At 64.5% G+C, this 20352-nt stretch carries 12 protein-coding genes; 9 read left to right on the plus strand and 3 right to left on the minus strand.

Annotated features, from left to right (window positions below):
* Window positions 1-13 precede the first annotated feature (13 nt).
* The 3 genes from HMPREF2734_RS08785 to HMPREF2734_RS08795 are packed head-to-tail and all read left to right on the plus strand — an operon-like array spanning window position 14 to window position 3674.
* Entirely contained in the window at window positions 14-1252 is a 1239-nt protein-coding gene (locus tag HMPREF2734_RS08785) for a hypothetical protein (RefSeq protein WP_070570517.1), read from the plus strand.
* Window positions 1253-1277: 25 nt separating this feature from the next.
* The gene (locus tag HMPREF2734_RS08790; protein ID WP_083279474.1) at window positions 1278-2402 is read left to right on the plus strand and encodes a trimeric intracellular cation channel family protein; all 1125 of its coding nucleotides are present in this window, start codon (window positions 1278-1280) and stop codon (window positions 2400-2402) included.
* Between the two features lie 3 nt (window positions 2403-2405).
* Entirely contained in the window at window positions 2406-3674 is a 1269-nt protein-coding gene (locus HMPREF2734_RS08795; RefSeq protein WP_371440434.1) for a D-alanyl-D-alanine carboxypeptidase family protein, read from the plus strand.
* Here HMPREF2734_RS08795 and HMPREF2734_RS08800 read toward each other — a convergent pair.
* A complete protein-coding gene (locus tag HMPREF2734_RS08800) occupies window positions 3634-4728 on the minus strand; it encodes a YhjD/YihY/BrkB family envelope integrity protein (protein WP_070570519.1) in 1095 nt (364 codons plus the stop codon). The two genes, HMPREF2734_RS08795 and HMPREF2734_RS08800, sit on opposite strands and share 41 nt — an antisense overlap.
* Before the next feature lie 139 nt (window positions 4729-4867).
* Here HMPREF2734_RS08800 and HMPREF2734_RS08805 point away from each other — a divergent pair, with 139 nt between their 5' ends.
* Entirely contained in the window at window positions 4868-5227 is a 360-nt protein-coding gene (locus HMPREF2734_RS08805; RefSeq protein ID WP_070422823.1) for a Cd(II)/Pb(II)-sensing metalloregulatory transcriptional regulator CmtR, read from the plus strand.
* Complete coding sequence (locus HMPREF2734_RS08810) at window positions 5224-7116, plus strand: heavy metal translocating P-type ATPase (RefSeq protein ID WP_070570520.1); 1893 nt, start codon at window positions 5224-5226, stop codon at window positions 7114-7116. The genes HMPREF2734_RS08805 and HMPREF2734_RS08810 overlap by 4 nt, the downstream gene beginning before the upstream one ends.
* Before the next feature lie 39 nt (window positions 7117-7155).
* Here HMPREF2734_RS08810 and trpS read toward each other — a convergent pair whose 3' ends face one another.
* Window positions 7156-8166 (minus strand): tryptophan--tRNA ligase, encoded by a 1011-nt coding sequence (trpS, locus tag HMPREF2734_RS08815; protein WP_070570522.1) that lies wholly within the window; start codon window positions 8164-8166, stop codon window positions 7156-7158.
* 73 nt (window positions 8167-8239) lie between these two features.
* Between trpS and HMPREF2734_RS11835 the strand changes: the two genes are divergently transcribed.
* Window positions 8240-8404: an RNA helicase gene (locus tag HMPREF2734_RS11835; protein WP_141750460.1), complete on the plus strand. Its 165-nt coding sequence runs from the start codon at window positions 8240-8242 to the stop codon at window positions 8402-8404.
* A 2-nt stretch (window positions 8405-8406) separates the two neighbouring features.
* Window positions 8407-9093 (plus strand): type 1 glutamine amidotransferase, encoded by a 687-nt coding sequence (locus tag HMPREF2734_RS08820; protein ID WP_070570524.1) that lies wholly within the window; start codon window positions 8407-8409, stop codon window positions 9091-9093.
* Between the two features lie 19 nt (window positions 9094-9112).
* Here HMPREF2734_RS08820 and HMPREF2734_RS08825 read toward each other — a convergent pair whose 3' ends face one another.
* The gene (locus HMPREF2734_RS08825; protein ID WP_070422877.1) at window positions 9113-9490 is read right to left on the minus strand and encodes a holo-ACP synthase AcpS; all 378 of its coding nucleotides are present in this window, start codon (window positions 9488-9490) and stop codon (window positions 9113-9115) included.
* A 121-nt stretch (window positions 9491-9611) separates the two neighbouring features.
* Between HMPREF2734_RS08825 and HMPREF2734_RS08830 the strand changes: the two genes are divergently transcribed.
* Together HMPREF2734_RS08830 and HMPREF2734_RS08835 are read left to right on the plus strand one after the other, a co-directional pair.
* Window positions 9612-11264: an acyl-CoA carboxylase subunit beta gene (locus tag HMPREF2734_RS08830; RefSeq protein ID WP_070570526.1), complete on the plus strand. Its 1653-nt coding sequence runs from the start codon at window positions 9612-9614 to the stop codon at window positions 11262-11264.
* Between the two features lie 45 nt (window positions 11265-11309).
* Window positions 11310-20348, plus strand: a complete 9039-nt coding sequence (locus HMPREF2734_RS08835) for a type I polyketide synthase (RefSeq protein ID WP_070570528.1) — start codon at window positions 11310-11312, stop codon at window positions 20346-20348.
* Window positions 20349-20352 lie beyond the last annotated feature (4 nt).

Consider the following 20352-nt stretch of genomic DNA (forward strand, 5'->3'; position numbering starts at 1 on the left):
AGACTCTCACCCCATGAGTACCCGCGCGATCCTTCCCGTGAAACTGTCCCTGACCGAGGGCGATTTTTACACCCTGTGGGCCCCAACCTGGAAAGAGAAGGGCACGCAGTGGCAGGCCTTTCTTGGCGACGACCGATCGGTCCTCGCCTTCAACTCCCCCGAGGAGCTTCTGGCCTACCTCAACACCAACCCGTCGCATGACCTGAGTGATCACCCGAAGTGGGAGGCGTTTAACACTCAGGGCGACGACCGCGTCGTGCCGGGTGACAAGCAGTACTACGACATCATTGGCGCCCCGAACTTCCTAGCGGGTCGTCCGAGCCACGAGAACGTCTCGTCGCTGGCACGCGTCTTCCAGGTGTCGCGTTCGCTGGCCGAGGTGGCCAGCGCTGAGCATGCGCAGATCTTCTTCGCCTCCCACTCCATTTTGGGCAACGTCAACCGTGGCGCGGACCACTACGCGGGCGAGAACGGCATGTCTGAATGGTCGGGTGTGGGCCGCGTTGTGCTGACCAATTGGAAGCAGGTTGTGGAGTCGCTGGATGAGGTGGTGCGTGTCGTCGATACGCAAGATCTCGATGCGAACGAGGTTGCCGCAGCAACCACCGCTATTGCTGAAGCACAGGAAGCACGCGCAGCGGCTGAGGAGCAGCGCCGCGCCGACGAGCAGGCACAGGCCGCCGCGCAGGACCCGTACGATTCCTCCGTCTGGGGCCTTGCTGGCATCGACCCGGTGAAGGTTTCCATCCAGGGCCAGAGCGTGTACACGCTGCGCACGTACCTGAACGGCGCGCCGGTGTTCTTGGGTAAGTACGGCGAGATCATCACCTTCCCGTCCACGAAGCACCTCGGCCGCTGGATTTTGGAAAACGACGACCACGACCTCGCAGGCGTGTCCACTTGGCAGGACATCCTCAACGCGGCAAACGCTGGTGATCTCAAGGTGGAGGTTCACCCGGACAACTCCTACTCGTTTAACGGCATCGCCGCCGACATTGCCAAGGGCACCGACGCGGTAGACACCAAGCAGATGGCCAAGGCCTACGAACTGCTCGCGGACGCCGCCGACTGGGCGAAGGACGATTCGCTGAACTCCCTGCTGCTGGCCAACCCGCGCATGCAGGATTACCTGGCGTACATGCTTGGCTCCACCCGCGCCGCCGGTTACGTTCCGTCCGCACCGTTCACCGATAAGGCAGAAGCGTGGACCGAGATGGAAAACCAGCTGATCAAGCGCTTCTCCAAGTTCTAAGACCTGAGGTTTAGAATGGTCGGCTATGGCAGTGGACCAGGTCGACCCCCTCATCAACGCCATCTATCACTGGATGGACATCTCCGGCGTGCTCCTCATGGGTGTCATTGGCGGCACCCTGGCACGCCAACTCGGCTACGACATCGTGGGGTTTTTCTTCATCGCGATGCTTTCCGCACTCGGCGGAGGCATGTTGCGCGACGTGCTGATCAACGAGGGCACCGTCGCAGCAATGAGCCAGCCTGAGTACCTGATCCTTGCGTTTACCGGCGCGTTGATCGCCAGGTTCACCTACTTCAAGGGCCGCGCATGGGAATTTTTGCAATCGCATGGCGACGCGTTGGTCTCCGCATTGTGGGCGTCCACGGGTGCGTCGAAAGCAATCCAGTACGGGCTTCCGGTTGTGCCCACCATCATGATGGGTGTCTTCACCGCGACCGGCGGCGGCATGATCCGCGACGTGGTCACCGGCCAAGAACCGTCAGTGTTTGGCGGTAACCAACCCACCGTGCTGCCGGCAGTGGCGTGTGCAGTGATCACGCTGATCGGCAACGCCACTGGCTACCTCGCCTGGGGCATGATTCTCGGACCTGTTGCCAGTTTCGCCCTGTTCCTGTTCGGCTACTACGGCAACTGGCGCATTTCCACCGACTCGGAGTTCGCTCCGGTAAATACCACTGTGAACGCGACGGCGACGCAGGTAGCCACGCTTGCGCGCAAGGCTGAGAACAAATCACGCGCGGTGGCCCGCGAGTTGGAGCCAACCCGTGTGCGCTCCTGGCGCCACCGCCAGATGGAGAAGGCGTTGCAGCGTCGCATCGATGCGGAGATCCGCAAGGGCAAGCGCCCGGCGCAGGCGATGAGCGATGCGGATGATTTCCTCACCGAGTTCACCACCCAGTTCCCCGCTATTGATGCGGAGATGCTCGCAGAAGCCACGGGAATTGACACCCCTGTTGAAGACGAGGGGCTCCTCGACGGCATCGGCATGGATCTCTCCGGCGATTCCTACGATGACCAGGTAGAACCAGATCCGGAGGAAACTGAGGCGATGCATGCTGACATGCTCGATATCATTCTTTCCGATGAGAAACTTACCGACGAGCTCATCGACCGCCTCGTCACCCGCTACAAACAGAAGGGGTCCTAAATGATCAAGCGCACGTTGGCAGCAGTTCCGGTGGTGTGTTTGAGCATGGGGCTGTGCTTGACAGCGAACGCGCAAGACGCCGAAACCCCCGCCCCAACCGATGCCATCGAGCCGGCCGCCCCCACCACCGGCTACTACGACGACACCGGCAACTGGGTCCCACCCAAGCGCGACAAAGCACCCGATACCGATAACTGCCCGCAGGCAACCTGGCCGCCGGAGCCTGTCTCCACCTCAGAACGGGCCACAAGCACGCCGGACGCGTTGCCGGTGACCTACGACGGGCCGTGTGGGGTCAGCGTCGCCGACGGTTACGAGGTTCCGCAGGACGTGCTCGCATCCGCGTGGCTGGTGGCTGACCTGGATTCCGGCGACGTGGTGGCGATGAAGGATCCGCACGGACGATACCGTCCGGCATCGATTATCAAGGTGCTGCTGGCATTGGTGGTGATTGACGAGCTGCCGTTGGATCAAAAAGTGCCGGTATCCGCCGAGTCCGCGGGCCAGGAAGGCTCCGCCGCAGGCATCGGCGAGGGCGGCGACTACACCGTCAACGACCTGCTCCACGGTCTGCTGTTGGCCTCTGGCAACGATTGCGCCCACGCGCTCGCCCAGGCGCTCGGCGGCAACGAGATGACGCTTTTGAAGATCAACGAGATGGCCAAAACCCTCGGCATGACCGATACCCGTGCCACCTCTTACTCCGGCCTGGACAGCGCCGGCATGTCCACCTCCGCGTGGGATATGGGCCTGGCGTACAAAGCGGCGTTTGCGAACCCCACGTTCGCGGACATCGTCGCCACCGAGTCCTACACGTTCCCCGGATTCGACGACCTGCCAGCGTTTGAGCTGTGGAATGACAACAAGCTCTACCTCAACGACCCCGACGGCATCGGTGGAAAAACCGGCTACACCGACGACGCCAACCACACCTTCGTCGGTGCGGTCAACCACGATGGCCGCCGCCTCGTCGCCGTCGTCTTAGACACCACTGCCTACGAACACCGCGCCTGGGAGCAGGCGCAGATGCTGCTGCATGCGGCGTATGGGGTGGACGGTGTCGTCGCAAAGCTAGCGCCCCCAGAGACCAACACCCCTGAAACGACACAAGCCGCCCCCTCCCCCACGCCCGAAAAGAACTCCGGTGTGGAAGAGGAGACGGCCTGGAACCGTTGGTGGTCCTACCTTGTCGTCGCGGGCGTTGTGGCCCTTGCGTTGCTTGCCGCTGTGGTTAGTCTCGCGTCAGCACGGAAGCGAGGCCAACGCCGATAGCGCCAAGCGCGGCGCCGACGCCAAGCGCCTTGCCGGTAGACGCCGACTTATCGGTGTTACGCACCGCACCTGCACGGATGTTGATCACGGCCGGCTCCGGAACCTCCGCCGGGGCTGCGTCCAGGGACTCCTGCGTCGTCGCAGTCCATGCTGCAACGTAGAGCACCACGCGCCAGATCAGGTACAGCACGACCATGAGGGTGATGATCGGGCCGAAGATTGCTCCCGCCGGGTTACCGGTAGCGGAAGAGATCACCAGGCCTGCGAGCTGCTGCAGGATGGCAAAGATAACCGCGCCGAGCAGCGCACCCTTCAGACCTGATTTCACCGGCACCTTCGTGCGCGGCATGTACATGTTCACCCACAGCATGACCAAGAAGCTGGCCAGCACACTGACCAGGAATCCAACGACCCACACCACGAGGCGCGCGCCCGGGAAATCACCGATGCCGAGGCGCTCCATTGCGGTGCTGGTCCAGCCGGACACGCCAACCGCGGTCACGCCTGCAGCCACCACGAACAGGACAATGAGCACGATCAGGCCCAGTAGGTCGGCCAACTTCTTCGTCACAAAGTTGCCGCCCTCGTTCGCATCCACCTTCCACATTGCGGACACGCCCACGCGCAGGTTGTTCATCCACCCCAGGCCAGACCACAGAGTGGTTAGCAAACCGATACCGGCAACGGCACCGCGCTGATCAATAGCAGCATTGACCAGTTCATTGAGCATGTCGCCCAGATCGCCGTCCACGGAGGAGGTGATCTGGTTTTCAATCTCCTGGATCAGATCCGGCCGCGCACTCAGGAAGAAACCGAGGCCAGCGAAAAGCAGCATGAGCAGCGGGAACAGCGACAGCACTGAGAAGTACGTAATGCCACCAGCAAGCTGGTTGCCGCCTTCGGTACCGAAGCGCTCGTTCATCCGCAGCACGTGAGCCGCAGCGGGCGCCTTCTCCTCTACTTTCGCCTCTAGGCCTTCTTGCTGTTGCTTCGAGGCGCGCTCGATTCCTTGTTCGTCGGTGTACGCCTTACGCGGCGATGTCGAGGTTGCCATCGACGGACGTCCCTTCTAAACGGATGTGCTTTACCGAACACATCGTAGAGGAGCCTGCGAAACGGCGTAGCGGGGGCGGAGGCAGTAGCAGACTCCTCACGCCTTGCGCCAGTTCAGTAGCCACTGTACAGTTCAGCGCATGCTGACCATTGCTTCACGCCTCGACGTCATGAACCGGCTCGGCCGGGCCATGGCGGATCCGACGCGCTCCAGAATCCTGATGACACTACTCGACGGCCCGAGCTACCCAGCCGTGCTTTCGCGCGACTTAGACCTGACCCGCTCAAACGTCTCGAATCATCTGACCTGCTTGCGTGACTGCGGCATCGTCGTCGCCGAGCCGGAGGGCCGCAAGACCCGCTACGAAATCGCCGATCCGCATCTCGCGGCAGCGCTCAACGCGCTGGTGAACGCGACGCTGGCTGTCGACGAAAACGCCCCATGCATCGACTCTGAGTGCTCGGTGCCCGGCTGCGGCGAGAAGGGAGCGGACGCATGAGTTCAGCGTGTGGATGCGAACACAAACCCGCCGCGGAGATCGAAGAGCTCGATCGGCCATGGTGGAAGGACCCCGAGTTGCTACTGCCGATCTTCTCCGGCATAGCCCTCTTCATAGGCCTGGCACTGGACTGGTCCGACTTGGAGACTCCCGCGACAGTACTGTTCTGGGTCGGCCTGCTGTTGGGCGCTTACACGTTCGCACCTGGAGCGATCCGGAACCTTGTCACGAAGCGCAAGCTCGGCATTGGCTTGCTGATGACGATCAGTGCGGTCGGCGCGGTGATCCTCGGTTACGTCGGAGAGGCCGCGGCGCTAGCGTTCCTGTACTCGATCGCCGAGGCACTGGAAGACAAGGCGATGGACCGGGCCCAGAGCGGACTGCGGGCACTGTTGAAGTTGGTGCCGCAGACCGCGACGGTGCTGCGCGACGGCACGGCGGTCGAGGTCGCAGCGAAGGACCTTGAGGTTGGCGAGCTAATGCTCGTGCGCCCCGGGGAACGAATCGCCACGGACGGCATCATTCGTTCCGGACGATCCAGCCTTGACACCTCAGCGATCACCGGAGAATCCATTCCGGAGGAGGTTGCGCCCGGCGACGAGGTGCCCGCGGGAGCAATTAACTCCGCCGGTGTGCTGGAGGTCGAGGCGACCGCAGCTGGAACGGACAACTCGCTGACCACACTCGTGGACCTGGTCGAGCAGGCGCAGGCGGAAAAGGGTGACCGCGCCCGGATCGCCGACCGGATTGCCCAACCCCTAGTGCCCGGGGTGATGATCCTGGCGGTGCTGGTCGGCGTGATCGGCTCGCTGCTGGGCGACCCCGAGACGTGGATCACCCGTGCGCTGGTGGTTCTGGTCGCAGCGTCGCCGTGCGCGCTGGCAATCTCCGTGCCGCTGACGGTCGTGGCCGCGATCGGCGCGGCCAGCCAGTTCGGCGTGGTCATCAAATCCGGCGCGGCGTTCGAGCGGCTCGGCGGCATCCGTCACCTGGCGGTGGACAAGACCGGAACTCTTACCCGCAACCAGCCCGAGGTTACCGGCGTGGTCCCGGCGGACGGATTCGATCGGGCTCAAGTGCTTGCTTTCGCGGCGGCAGTTGAACAGCAATCGACGCACCCCCTCGCCGCGGCGATCGCGGCAGCGGGACCCGAAGCGCCCGCCGCCCTGGACATCAGCGAGGAAGCCGGGCATGGCATCGGCGGCACCGTCGAAGGTCGACGGGTGCTGGTGGGCAGCCCCCGGTGGATCGACGCCGGGCCACTGAAGGCAGACGTTGAGCGCATGGAGTCCGAGGGCCAGACCTGCGTCCTGGTTACCGTCGATGACACCCTCGCCGGAGCGATCGGGGTCCGCGACGAGCTGCGGCCCGAGGTTCCCGAAGCCGTGCAGACCCTGCGCGCCAACGACGTGCAAGTGAGCATGCTCACCGGCGACAACACTCGCACCGCTCGGGCGCTTGCTGAAATCGCCGGAATCGACGACGTGCGCGCCGAGCTGCGCCCGGAGGACAAGGCAAACATCGTCGCCGAATTCTCCTCCAAGACATCGACGGCGATGATTGGCGACGGCATCAACGACGCGCCCGCACTGGCGGGCGCGACGGTGGGCATAGCGATGGGAGCGACCGGCTCTGACGCCGCGATCGACTCCGCTGACGTCGCCTTCACCGGCCACGACCTCCGGCTGATCCCGCAGGCGCTGCAACACGCCCGCCGAGGCAGCAGGATCATCAACCAGAACATCGTGCTGTCTCTGGCCATCATCATCGTGTTGCTGCCGCTTGCGATCAGCGGCGTGCTGGGCCTGGCCGCGGTCGTGTTGGTTCACGAGGTCGCTGAAGTCATCGTGATCTTGAACGGCCTGCGGGCCGCACAAGCGAAGCGCTGAGGCTACGCCGGAAGCGGACCCCGGCCCCGCCGCGAGCTCCTAGCGCTTCGGTGCCAGGAACCCAACCTTCTCGTACACGTCCTTCAGCAGCGGCGACGCAACCTCGCGGGCACGCTCGGCACCGCGGGCGAGGATGGCTTCGAGTTCGGCACGGTCCGACATGAGTTCGTCGTAACGCGCGCGCAGCGGCGTGGTGAACGCCTCGAGCGCATCCGCCGTATCCACCTTCAGCGCGCCGTAGCCTTGGCCTTCGTAGCCGGCGACGATGTCGTCGATCGACTTGCCTGTCAGCGCCGACTGAATCACCAGCAAATTGGACACGCCCGGCTTGTTTTCCTTGTCGTAGGCAATCACGCCATCGTTGTCAGTCACGGCGGAGCGGATGCGCTTGGCGGAGGTCTTCGGCTCGTCCAGAAGATTCACAATGCCCTTCGGGTTCGCACCCGACTTGGACATCTTCGACGTCGGATCCTGCAGGTCGTAGATCTTCGCCGCACCCTCCACGATCATGCCCTCCGGCACCGTGAACGTCTTGCCGTAGCGGGAGTTAAACCGCTCCGCCAGCGTACGCGTGAGCTCCAAGTGCTGACGCTGATCCTCACCCACCGGCACCAACTGCGGCGAGTACAGCAAAATATCCGCAGCCATCAGCACTGGGTAGGTAAACAGACCAACCGACGTGCGGTCCTGGCCCTGCTTGGCCGACTTGTCCTTGAACTGCGTCATGCGGCTGGCCTCACCAAAACCAGTCAGGCACTGCAGTACCCAAGTCAGCTCGGCGTGCTCCGGCACGTGGGACTGCACAAACAGGGTGGAACGCTCCGGGTCAATACCCAGCGCAATCAACTGCGCACAGCCAGCAAGCGTGCGGTGGCGCAGCTCTTCCGGGTCCTGGTCCACCGTGATCGCGTGCAGATCGGGGATAAAGTAGAACGCTTCGTAGCCGTCCTGCAGGTCAATCCACTGTTTCAGGGCACCTAAGTAGTTTCCCAGGTGGTAGGAGTCGGCGGTGGGCTGGATTCCGGAAAGCACGCGTTGCATGCACCACATATTAACCCGATGCGCATTCGAGGGAACCGGGGGTTGTTTACTCGCTACGATGAAGCCCACGAAAGGAGCAGCGATGACTGTGAGTAACCGCCCTGAGGCAGTTCAAGATGTCAAAGGAGAACGTCCGCCCCGTGGCCAGATTGCTTTTGCAAAGCTGATCCTCAAGAGAGAGCGCGAGGGCAAAGGCAAGATCCGTGTCACTGATGAAATGCGTCGCGTCGCTTCTTTTGACCTCTGACCATGCGCATCACTGTTCTCCAGCCCGACCCGATCAGCCCGCTCCAGCGCCTCGGTCCATGGCTCGAACGCGCCGGCGCTGAGCTCGATGTCGTCGATCTCAACCAAACGCCACCGCGTATCGACGACACCACCTCCGCCCTCATCCTCCTCGGCGGTCGCACCAACGCCCTGGACACCGAGGCCGCACCTTGGCTACCCGCCGTCCACGATCTCCTTCGCGCAGCTCATTCGTCAGGCATGCCGGTTCTGGGTATCTGCCTTGGCCACCAGATCATCGCCGACTGCTTCGGGGGCGAAGTTTCCGTCGGCTTAGCCAGTCAGGACGAAGAGGGCACCGCACGGGTGTCGCTGACCGAAGCTGGTCTTGCCGATCCTCTTTTCGGCGCCCTCGATCCCGAATTGGTTGTGGTCGAATCCCACCACGATGCAGTGGTGTCGCTCCCGCCCGGCGCGCAACTGCTCGCCTCGAGTGCCCGCTGCCCCATCCAGGCGATGCGTCTCGGTTCCATCGTCTCGGTGCAGTTCCACCCCGAATGCTCCCCCGATGTTGCAGGTCAGTGGGCCGCGCGCAGCGGTTATGACGCTGCCGCCGTCACCCAGGAGCTTTCGCTTCGCGACGACCACCTCACCCACACCGGCCGCACCCTTGCAGCCGGCTTCGTCCGTGCCGCCCAGGCGTGGCGGTAAGCCTTCCGGCCAAGCGCCCCTAGTCCACGATCACAGTGGCAATCGCATAGTCGCCGTCGTGGCTCAGGGAGACGCTTTGGACGTGGGGGCCTAACCGTGCGACCTCACCGTGCAACTGGACCACAGGTCGCCCGAATGCGTCGTTGACTACTTCTATCTCGGCGAAGTTGAGCTCGTCCGGGGTGATAAGCGGGGGCTGGCCGATGATCGTTTGGGACCAGGCTTTGATGTAAGCCTCCTTTACCGCCCAGCGTCCGGCGAGCGATGCAGCACGATTCGGTTTCGTGTTGCACGTGCGTATCTCGCGGTCGGTGAACACAGAACCGAAGGTAGAACCTGGGAATTCCATTTGTTGGGCGAACGAGGAAACGTCCACGAGGTCGATGCCGATATGCATGGTCAAAGCCTAATTTCTTGAATGTCCATCGGGGGTTGGCGTTCGTAACAGAACCTGCTGTGTTGCTGGGAGTTTACCTACCGACTAGTAACTTACGGATTCGTAGGTTTAGAATGCCAGCATGCCAAATACGTTTACAGGTGTACATCAGACTGAAAAGGCAGCGGTTCCGGTACCAAGCCCGGCACCGGCGACCACAGCCCAAAAACACGATGACCTCGTGCAACGACGCACCGAAGCGGCCGAGCCGATGGGATCAAAACCACTGGAGAAGGTCCGCGCAGCAGGCAGACTGACCGCACGTGAGCGCTTGGACTACCTCCTGGACGAGGGCTCGTTTGTGGAGTTCGACCAGCACGCCCGCCACCGCACCCATGACTTCGGGATGCAGGCGAAGCGGCCGGCAACGGATGGCATTGTCACCGGATTCGGCACGATCGACGGACGCGAGGTCTGCATCTTTTCCCAGGACGGCACCGTCTTCGGTGGCGCGTTGGGTGAGGTCTACGGCGAGAAGATGACCAAGATTCAGCGCCTTGCCGTCACCACCGGTCGTCCACTGATCGGCCTCTACGAAGGTGCAGGCGCCCGCATCCAAGACGGTGCGGTATCGCTGGACTGGATCGCGCGGACCTTCCTGCACAACATCGAAGCCTCCGGCGTGGTCCCGCAGATCTCCGTGATCATGGGCGCTTGCGCCGGCGGTAACGCCTACTCCCCCGCACTGACCGACTTTGTGGTCATGGTGGATGAAACCTCGAAGATGTTCGTCACCGGCCCGGACGTGATCAAGACGGTCACGGGTGAGGAGATCTCGCAGGAGGAGCTCGGCGGCGCCTGGATCCACATGCAGCAGGGCGGCAACTGCCACTACGTTGCGGAATCCGACGAGGATGCGCTCGACTGGGTGGCTGACTTGCTCGAGTACTTGCCGTCGAACAACCGCCAGAAGTCGGCGCCGCGCCCGGCAACCCCAACCGATGCAGAGGCAGACGCCACCGATGCTGCCGCGCTGGATTCACTGATCCCAGACTCGCCGAACACCCCTTATGAGGTCCGCGACGTGATTGCGCATATCGCGGACGACGGCGAGTTCCTGGAGGTCATGGAGCAGCGCGCTGAAAACGTCGTCACTGCGTTTGGTCGGATTGAGGACCAGCCGGTGGGCTTCGTCGCTAATCAGCCCATGGTGCTCGCAGGTTGCTTGGACATTGACTCGGCGGAAAAGGCCGCGCGCTTCATCCGCACCTGCGACAGCTTCAACATCCCAATTGTCATGCTGGTGGACGTTCCCGGCTTCTTGCCCGGCGCGAACCAGGAACACAGCGGCATTCTGCGCCGCGGCGCGAAGCTGCTGTACGCCTACGGCGAGGCAACCGTGCCGAAGGTGACCGTGACCATGCGAAAGGCGTACGGCGGCGCGTACTGCGTGATGGGCTCGAAGGGCCTCGGCGCCGATGTGAACTTGGCGTGGCCGACCGCGCAGATCGCGGTGATGGGTGCGTCTGGCGCAGTCGGCTTTATCAACCGCAAAGACATTGCTAACGCCCGCGACTCCGGTGTGAGCGACGAGGAGCTCCGCGAACTGATTGCGAAGTACGAGCGCGACTACGAAGACGAGATGCTCAACCCGTACAAGGCCGCTGAGCGCGGTCTGATCGATTCGGTCATCCTCCCAAGCGAAACCCCTGCGGTTCTCGCAGCGCAACTGCGTTTCTTCCGTGACAAGACCGTGGCGCGTCCGATGCGCAAGCACGGCAATATCCCGCTCTAATCCCGCTCCGATTCAAGGACCACAAAGGACCATAAGGACACTGTTATGAATTCCACCTCTTTTTCTTCCCTGAAGCGTCCCGCAATCCTGTTCCCGGGGCAGGGTTCTTCCTGGCAGCAGGCACTCGCTGATGCTGCTGCGACTCCTGTGGCACGCAGCCGCATGGAGCAATTGCTTAACGACGCCCAGTCTCTCACCGCCGCCGTCGCCCGCCCGTTGGCCTCTGTGGTGCCGGGGGTTGTGCAGCGTATCCGCGAGGCGATGGATGCAGATGCTGCGCACGAGGCAATCGACGCCCTGCCCGCAGTCAGCGCGCCGGCGATTTTGCTATCGCAGATTGTTGCTGCTGAAGACCTCGAGCAGCTCGGCCTGGACACCGCCGACGCACTGTTCGCCGGTCACTCGCAGGGCATCCTGGGCGCTGCCGCACTGGATCGCGCCAACGGCCCGCAGGCTGCGGAGAAGGCGCTTGCGTTCGCGTTCATCATGGGTGCCGCCGCGACCAACGTGTACGGTGCCGCCGACTCGCGCAGCCGGATGCTTTCGGTTCGGGGCTTAACGCCTGAGCAGGTCGGTGAGTTTGTCGTCGATACGCAAGCTGCTCCGATCAGCGTGATCAATGGGCACCGCCACGTGGTGCTGTCCGGCAGCCCGGAGGCGCTCGCGCAGGCACGCAAGGACATCGAAGCGGCTGCGAGCAGATACAACGCCAAGTTGGAAGTGGAGTACGGCGGCTCCGAAATCACGCCGGTGTTCGATTCGCTTGATGTTGCGTACCCCTTCCATGTGGAGACCAACGCCCCTGGTGTGGATCTGGCGCAGCAGTGGGCGGACGCGTGCGGGATCACGTTTGAAACCACCACCCCGCGTGAACTGGCGCAGTCAATTTTGGTGGACCGATTCGACTTCACCGAAGTCGTGCGCGACCTGATTGCCCAGGGTGCGAGCCACATTTTCACGTTTGATTCGGCGACGGAAACCATTGTGACCAACCTGGCCAACGGTTCCGGCGTCGCTGTGCTCGATGCGTCCACTGCCGCGAAACGCGACGACCTCGCACGCCCGGGTGCTGAGCTGCCGCAGGGCGTGGACTATTCGGACTACGCGCCGCGAGTGATTGCGCTGCCGGACGGCAAGACGTACACGCAGACGAAGTTCTCGTCGCTGACTGGCCTGTCCCCAATCATCCTGGGTGGCATGACGCCGACGTCTGCGGACGGCGAGATCGTCGCCGCTGCTGCCAACGCCGGCTACTGGGCAGAACTTGCCGGTGGCGGCATGTACTCCGAGGAGGAGTTTGGCAAGCACACCGCCAACCTCAAGGCGTTTTTGCAGCCCGGTCGCACCGCACAGTTCAACACCATGTTCTTCGACCGCTTCCTGTGGAACCTGCAGTTCGGCCAAACGCGCATGGTGCCAAAGGCCCGCGCGGCCGGCGCCCCGTTTAACGGCGTGTGCATCTCCGCAGGCATCCCGGAAGTGGAAGAAGCCACGGAACTGTTCGCGCAGCTTCACCAGGATGGCTTCCCCTACATTGCGCTCAAGCCTGGTACGACGCAGCAGATCCGCAACGCGCTTGCCATCGCGGCAGCGAACCCGGACGACCAGGTCATCTTGATGGTGGAAGACGGCCACGCTGGCGGCCACCACTCCTGGGTTGACCTGGAGGACATGCTGCTGGAGACCTACCCGGAGATCCGTGCGCACGACAACGCGGTGCTCACCGTCGGCGGTGGCGTGTACTCGCCGGAGCGTGCCGCGGAACTGATCACGGGCCGTTGGTCCGAGAAGTTCGGGCTGTCTGCGATGCCGGTGGATGGTGTGTTCGTCGGCACCGTGGCTATGGCCACGAAGGAGGCGAAGGCCACGGATTCGGTCAAGCAGCTGCTCGTGGATACGCCGGGCCTGCCCCCGGAGAACAACGGCGGTTGGGTCGGCCGCGGTCGCGGCGTGGCCGGTGTGGCGTCGTCGCAATCGCACCTGCTGGCAGACTTGCACGACCTGGACAACTCCTTTGCCAAGGCGGCGCGGTTTATCGCCTCGTTGGATATTGAGGAGTACCCGGCGCACCGCGAAGAGATCATCGAGGCACTGTCGAAGACGGCGAAGCCCTACTTCGGCGACGTGGAGACGATGACGTACGCCGAGTGGGTCGAGCGCTTCGTCGAGCTCGCCGATCCGTTCATCGACCAGACCTGGAACGCGCGCTTTGTCGCGTTGCTGCAGCGCATCGAGGCACGCCTGAACGAAGCCGACCACGGTGAGATCCCGACCCTCTTCCCCGACGATGTCGAGATCTCCCCGCGCGATGGTCTTCAGACCTTGCTGCAGCACTACCCGCAGGCACGCGAGGTTGTGGTTTCCCCGCGCGATGCGGCGTGGTGGATCGGCCTGCACTACGCCTACCCGAAGCCGATGCCGTGGGTGCCGGCACTGAATGCGGATCTGAAGTCCTGGTTTGGCAAGGACACCTTGTGGCAGGCGCAGGATGAGCGCTACACCGCTGACCAGGTGCGCATCATCCCTGGCCCGGTTGCGGTTGCTGGCATTACGCGCAAGAACGAGCCGGTTGCGCAGTTGCTGGCACGCTTCGAGGATGCCGCGACGCAGATGCTTATCGACGACGGCGTCACCGCCGAATCCCGCTTCGCCCGACGCAGCGACGCCGCCGACGAGGCCGCGTACCTGCGCTCCTGCCCAACCTTGGTGTGGCACGGCCACCTGATGGCCAACCCGGCATACGCGCTGGACGAGGACGCCTTCGACGTGGAGGCAACCACCAACGCGGCTGGTGAGTGTGAGTGGACGATCCGGATCCACGCTGATTCCGCATGGGATCACCTGCCGGAAGATAAGCGCCCGTTCTACGTGCGTGAGGTGAACATCCCGGTCGAGATCCCTGCCGGCGCAGGCACGGGTGCCTCCCCGGTTGTGGACGGCGATCGTCTTTCCGACAGCGTCTTCGAGCTGCTGTCTGGCCTGGCGGGTGTCGGTTCGGTCAGCGAGGCCGGCGACACGATCACGGAGATTCCGCAGATCGAGGAACCGACCGAGGACGCACCGTTTGGTGTGGCGCGCTCGTCGTTTACGCTGCCTGCTTCCCTGCTGGCGTCGCACTCCGCAGTTACGGGTGGCGCTGTGGCCGACAACGCTGTGGTTGGTACGCCGGACGTGCTGGTTGGCCCCTGCTGGCCGGCGATCTACGCCGCGCTGGGCTCCGGCAGGCTGGCTGATGGCACGCCGGTCATCGAGGGTCTGCTCAACGCGGTCCACCTGGATCACGTCATTGACCTGCGTGTCCCGCTGTCCGAGCTTGCCGATGGCAGGCGCATCGACGTGACCTCCAAGTGCACTTCTATTGCCGAGTCCACCTCTGGCCGCATTGTCACCGTCGAGTTGGAGCTGCGCTCTGGCGACGAGGTTGTGGCAACCCAGATGCAGCGCTTTGCCATCCGTGGTCGCGCCACCGGCACCGCGACGCCAGTCCCGGCGCCGGCGTACGGCGGCGGCGCGGCAAGCGATCAGGTGGAGCCGACCCCACGTTCGTTCGTGGACCGCACCGTGGTCCGCGCACCGTCGGACATGACCCCGTTCGCGCTGGTCTCCGGCGACTACAACCCGATCCACACCTCCGCCAACGCTGCCGCCCTGGTCAACCTGGATGCACCGCTGGTGCACGGCATGTGGCTGTCTGCCACCGCGCAGCACCTCGCTGCCGGCCACGGCCAGGTCATCGGCTGGACCTACTCCATGTACGGCATGGTGCAGCTTGATGACGAGGTAGAGATCACCGTCGAGCGTGTCGGCCGCGTCGGCATCCAGCAGGCCCTTGAGGTGACCTGCCGCATCGCCGGCGACGTTGTCTCCCGTGGTCAGGCGCTTCTGGCCCAGCCACGCACCGCCTACGTCTACCCCGGCCAGGGCATTCAGACCCAGGGCATGGGCAACGGCGACCGAGCTGCTTCCGCTGCCGCGCGCGACGTGTGGCGCCGCGCAGACCGCCACACGCGCGAGACCCACGGGTTCTCCATCCAGCGCATTGTGGAAGACAACCCGTCGCGGTTGGTGATCCGCGGTGTGGAGTTCAAGCACCCGGACGGTGTGCTCCACCTGACCCAGTTCACCCAGGTGGCCATGGCGGTTGTCGCCTACGCCCAGACCCAGCGCCTGAACGAGGCCAACGCGTTGGCCTCCGGCGCGTACTTTGCGGGCCACTCGCTTGGTGAATACACCGCGCTTGCCGCGCTGGGCAACATCTTTGATCTGGAAGCGGTCATCGACATCGTGTACTCGCGCGGCTCCGCCATGGGCTCCCTGGTGCCGCGCGATGCGGAGGGTAACTCCGACTACGGCATGGGTGCGCTGCGCCCGAACATGATCGGTGTCGGCCCGGAAGAGGTCGAGGCCTACGTCGCTGGTGTTGCGCAGGATTCCGGCGAATTCTTGGAGATTGTCAACTACAACATCAAGGGCCAGCAGTACTCCGTCGCGGGCACGAAGCGCGGCCTTGCTGCTCTGGAGCGCAAGGCCAACTCGGTCACGCCGCGCGCCTACGTCACGGTTCCGGGCGTGGACGTTCCGTTCCACTCGCGCGTGCTGCGCGAGGGTGTGGCGGACTTCGCCGAGAAGCTCGACGAGCACATGCCGGCGATCATCGACGTGGACACGCTGGTGGATCGCTACATCCCGAACCTGGTGGCTAAGCCGTTCGCGCTGACGCAGCAGTTCATCGACGCCGTCACCGACGAGGTCCCCTCCGAGCGCCTCAAGGGCATGACGCCGGAGAACACCGAACGCAACACGCTCGCACGCACGTTGCTTATCGAGTTGCTGGCGTGGCAGTTCGCCTCGCCTGTGCGCTGGATTGAAACGCAGGACTACCTGCTTGGTCGCGTCGACCAGGTCATCGAGGTCGGCCTTGCGTCCTCGCCGACGCTGACCAACCTGGCTAAGCGCGAGATGGATGTCATTGGCATCCACGTGCCGGTCTTCAACGTTGAGGCAAGCCAGGACATTGTCATGCTCAACGACGTGGTGTCCGCGCCGGAGCCTGTGCTTGTCGACGACACCCCGGCCGAAACAGACGCCGAACCGGCCCCAGAATCCGCCCCGCAACCGGCCGCCGAGGCTGCACCCGCGGCCCCCGCCGCACCGGCAGAGCCAGTACCGGCTGCACCGGCTGCACCTGCTGCATCCGGCGCACCCGCGTCCGACCTTCCCTTCACCGCGGCCGATGCGATCACCGTCCTGTTCGCGCTGCAGAACAAGATCCGCCCCGAGCAGATCAACGATTCGGACACTATTGAGGAGCTCACCGGTGGGGTGTCGTCGCGACGCAACCAGCTGCTCATGGACATGTCCGCCGAACTCGGCGTGCCCGCCATCGACGGCGCTGCTGAAGCCGACGTGGCCACGCTAAACACCCGCGTGAACACCGCCGCGCCTGGCTACACCCCGTTCGGCGCTGTCTTGAGCGAGGCCGTGGGCACCCGCCTGCGCCAACTCTTCGGTGGCGCGGGCCTGAAGCCGGCGTTTGTCGGCGAGCACCTCGCAGCCGCGTGGGGCCTGCCAGCAACCTGGACCGCGCACGTCGAAGCCGAGATCCTGCTGGGCAGCCGCACCGAGGAATCGGTGCGCGGCGGCTCGCTGAACAGCCTGCCGTCGGCCACAACCAAGGCGGAGATCACCGCACTGATCGACCAGGCGGTACAAAACGTCGCCGCACGCTACGGCGTTGCAGTCTCCCAGGCCACCAGCGGCGGCGCATCCGGCGGCGGCGTGGTGGATTCGGCTGCGCTCGACGCCTACAAGGACGAAGTCACCGACACCCTGGTGGCTACCGCCCGCACGCTGCTGAACAAGCTCGGCATCGAAAACGAGGTCGCCGAGATCCCCGCACCGGACACCACGATCGTGGAAACGATCGAGGCAGAACTCGGCTCCGGCTGGGTCAAGCAGGTCACCCCGGTCTTCGACGAGCGCAAGGCAGTGCTTTTCGACGACCGCTGGGCCCAAGCCCGCGAAGACCTCGCCCGCGTCGCCCTCGGCGAGCTCGACCTCGCACCACAGCGCTTCGCTGGCACCGGTTCCACCGTGGCCAAGCAGGCCGAGTGGTACGCCAAGCGCGTGGAGGGTGATCGTCGCAACGTACTCGGCGAGATCGCCGCTGCCGCCAACGCCGCAGCGAACGAGCCGTACGCAAACGACGTCGCCCTGGTCACCGGCGCCGCGCCGGGTTCCATCGCCACCGCTGTGGTGGAGGGCCTGCTCGCAGGCGGTGCGACGGTGATCATGACGGCATCCAACGTCAGCCAGGCGCGCAAGGAATTCGCCCGCACGCTTTTCGCCGAGCACGCCTCCGTGGGTGCGCGCCTGTGGCTGGTGCCGACGAACCTGTCGTCCTACCGCGACATCGATGCGCTCATCGAGTGGATCGGCTCGGAGCAGAAGGAAACCGTTGGCAAGGACGTCAAGATCATCAAACCGGCACTCACGCCGACGCTTGCTTTCCCGTTCGCAGCGCCGCCGGTGTCCGGCTCGCTTGCAGAGGTCGGCGGCAACGCCGAAACGCAGGCCCGCCTGCTGCTGTGGTCGGTGGAGCGCACCATCGCTGGTCTGTCCGACCTGGCGCAGCGCGGCGATCACTTCCCTGCCGAGCGCGCACACATCGTCCTGCCGGGCTCGCCGAACCGCGGCACCTTCGGTGGCGACGGCGCCTACGGCGAAGTCAAGGCCGCCTTCGACGCGATCGTAAACAAGTGGTCCGCGGAAACCGGCTGGCCAGAGGGCGTGACTCTGGCGCAGGCCCGCATCGGTTGGGTTGCCGGCACGCACCTGATGGGCGGCAACGACGGGCTCGTTCCGGCAGCACAGGCTGCGGGTATCCACGTGTGGAGCCCGGAGGAGATCTCCACGCAGCTACTTGGCCTGGTCACCGAGGAATCCCGCGAGCAGGCGAAGCAGTCCCCGCTGGATCTCGACCTCACAGGTGGGCTCGAGGACGCAGGCGTGTCCATCGCCGATCTGGCGCGTAATGCACGTGTTGATGTGGCGGGCACGGAGTCGTCGACAAGCAATGGCGCCACGGTGCGCGCACTGCCGAACGTCACCACCCCGCGCCAGCCTGCACCTGCAGCTGTGGGCGATGTGACCTGCGCACTTGATGACATGGTGGTTGTCGTCGGCATCGGCGAGGTATCCAGCTGGGGCTCCGGCCGCACCCGCCGCGAAGCCGAATACGGCATCACGCGCACGGGCGAGGTCGACCTCACCGCAGCCGGTGTCCTCGAACTGGCGTGGATGATGGGCCTGATCACCTGGTCCGAGGATCCGAACCCGGCCTGGTACGACGAAGACGGCGCAGAGGTCGCCGAGGAGGACATCTACGAGCGCTTCCGCGACGATGTCATCGCACGCAGCGGTATCCGCACCCTGACGGACAAGTACTTCCTCACCGACCAAGGCTCCATCGACCTCGAGCAGGTCTACCTCGACCGCGACATCACGTTCACCGTGGCCACGGAAGAGGAAGCTCTCGCATACGTGGAGGCCGACGGTGAGAAGACCACCATCCGCCAGATCGACGGCGAATGGAGCGTGACCCGCCACGCCGGTGCCCTGGCACACGTGCCGAAGAAGGCCACCCTGACGCGCACCGTCGCTGGCCAGATGCCGGACGGCTTCGACCCGACCAAGTGGGGCATCCCCGCACAGATGGCCGACGGCATGGACCGCATGGCCGCCTGGAACCTGGTCACCGCCGTCGACGCGTTCATCAACGCCGGCTTCACCCCGGCGGAGCTCATGCAGAAGGTCCACCCGTCCTTCATCGCCACCACCCAAGGCACCGGTATTGGCGGCATGGAATCGCTGCACAAGGTGTTCGTCTCCCGCTTCATCGGCGAGGAACGCCAGACCGACATCCTGCAGGAAGCACTGCCCAACGTGGTGGCTGCCCACACCATGCAGGCACTTGTCGGCGGCTACGGCTCCATGATCCACCCGGTCGGCGCCTGCGCCACCGCCGCCGTCAGCATCGAAGAAGCGGTGGACAAGATCGCGCTGGGCAAGGCTGACTTCGTAGTCGCCGGCGGTATCGACGACGTCCAGGTCGAATCCCTCCAGGGCTTCGGCGACATGAACGCCACCGCCGAAACCGCCAAGATGACGGCACAAGGGATCGACGGCCGCTTTATCTCGCGCGCCAACGACCGCCGACGCGGTGGCTTCCTCGAAGCCGAAGGCGGCGGCACGGTCCTGCTCGCCCGCGGCACCCTCGCTGCCGAACTCGGCCTGCCGGTGCTGGCAGTGGTCGCGTACGCCTCCAGCTTCGGCGACGGCGCGCACACCTCCATCCCGGCACCAGGCCTCGGCGTGCTGGCTGCGGCCTGCGGCGGAACCGACTCGCGCCTGGCCCGCTCCCTGTCCTCGCTGGGGCTGACCCCTGACGACGTCACCGTCCTGTCCAAGCACGACACCTCCACCAACGCCAACGACCCGAACGAGTCCGAACTGCACTCGGTGCTGTGGCCGGCCGTTGGCCGCGACCCGGACGCGCCGATGTACATCATCTCGCAAAAGACCCTCACCGGCCACTCCAAGGCAGGTGCGGCACTGCTGCAGACCGGCGGACTCCTCGACGTGCTGGCCACCGGCGACCTCCCGCCGAACGCCTCCCTGGACTGCGTCGACCCGCTCATCGAGCCGAAGGCAACCAACCTGGTGTGGCTGCGCTCCCCGCTCGCCCTCGGCGCCGGCAACGTGAAGGCCGCGGCGCTGACCTCGCTCGGTTTCGGCCACGTCGGCGCGCTCGTCGTGCTGGGCCATCCGGGTGTGTTCGAAGCCGCACTGACACGCGACGGCCGCGACGCCGACGCCTGGCGTGAGCGCGCAACCGAACGCCTCGCCCAGGGCGCAAGCCGACTCGAAGCCGGAATGATCGGCCGCGCCGACCTCTTCACCCAGGTGGAGAACCGCCGCTTCGCCGGTATCGACGACCACGCCGACGAGATCGCACTCCTGCTCAACCCTGATGCCCGTCTCAACGCCGACGGCACGTACCCGACCGCGACCCCGACCGTTTAAGGAG

Source organism: Corynebacterium sp. HMSC055D05, from assembly GCF_001810365.1.
GTDB lineage: Bacteria > Actinomycetota > Actinomycetes > Mycobacteriales > Mycobacteriaceae > Corynebacterium > Corynebacterium coyleae.

Coding starts and splice junctions, on each gene's coding strand:
- HMPREF2734_RS08785 (WP_070570517.1), top strand. CDS start 14: ATGAGTACCCGCGCGATCCTTCCCGTGAAACTGTCCCTGACCGAGGGC.
- HMPREF2734_RS08790 (WP_083279474.1), top strand. CDS start 1,278: ATGGCAGTGGACCAGGTCGACCCCCTCATCAACGCCATCTATCACTGG.
- HMPREF2734_RS08800 (WP_070570519.1), bottom strand. CDS start 4,728: ATGGCAACCTCGACATCGCCGCGTAAGGCGTACACCGACGAACAAGGA.
- HMPREF2734_RS08805 (WP_070422823.1), top strand. CDS start 4,868: ATGCTGACCATTGCTTCACGCCTCGACGTCATGAACCGGCTCGGCCGG.
- HMPREF2734_RS08810 (WP_070570520.1), top strand. CDS start 5,224: ATGAGTTCAGCGTGTGGATGCGAACACAAACCCGCCGCGGAGATCGAA.
- trpS (WP_070570522.1), bottom strand. CDS start 8,166: ATGTGGTGCATGCAACGCGTGCTTTCCGGAATCCAGCCCACCGCCGAC.
- HMPREF2734_RS11835 (WP_141750460.1), top strand. CDS start 8,240: ATGACTGTGAGTAACCGCCCTGAGGCAGTTCAAGATGTCAAAGGAGAA.
- HMPREF2734_RS08820 (WP_070570524.1), top strand. CDS start 8,407: ATGCGCATCACTGTTCTCCAGCCCGACCCGATCAGCCCGCTCCAGCGC.
- HMPREF2734_RS08825 (WP_070422877.1), bottom strand. CDS start 9,490: ATGCATATCGGCATCGACCTCGTGGACGTTTCCTCGTTCGCCCAACAA.
- HMPREF2734_RS08830 (WP_070570526.1), top strand. CDS start 9,612: ATGCCAAATACGTTTACAGGTGTACATCAGACTGAAAAGGCAGCGGTT.
- HMPREF2734_RS08835 (WP_070570528.1), top strand. CDS start 11,310: ATGAATTCCACCTCTTTTTCTTCCCTGAAGCGTCCCGCAATCCTGTTC.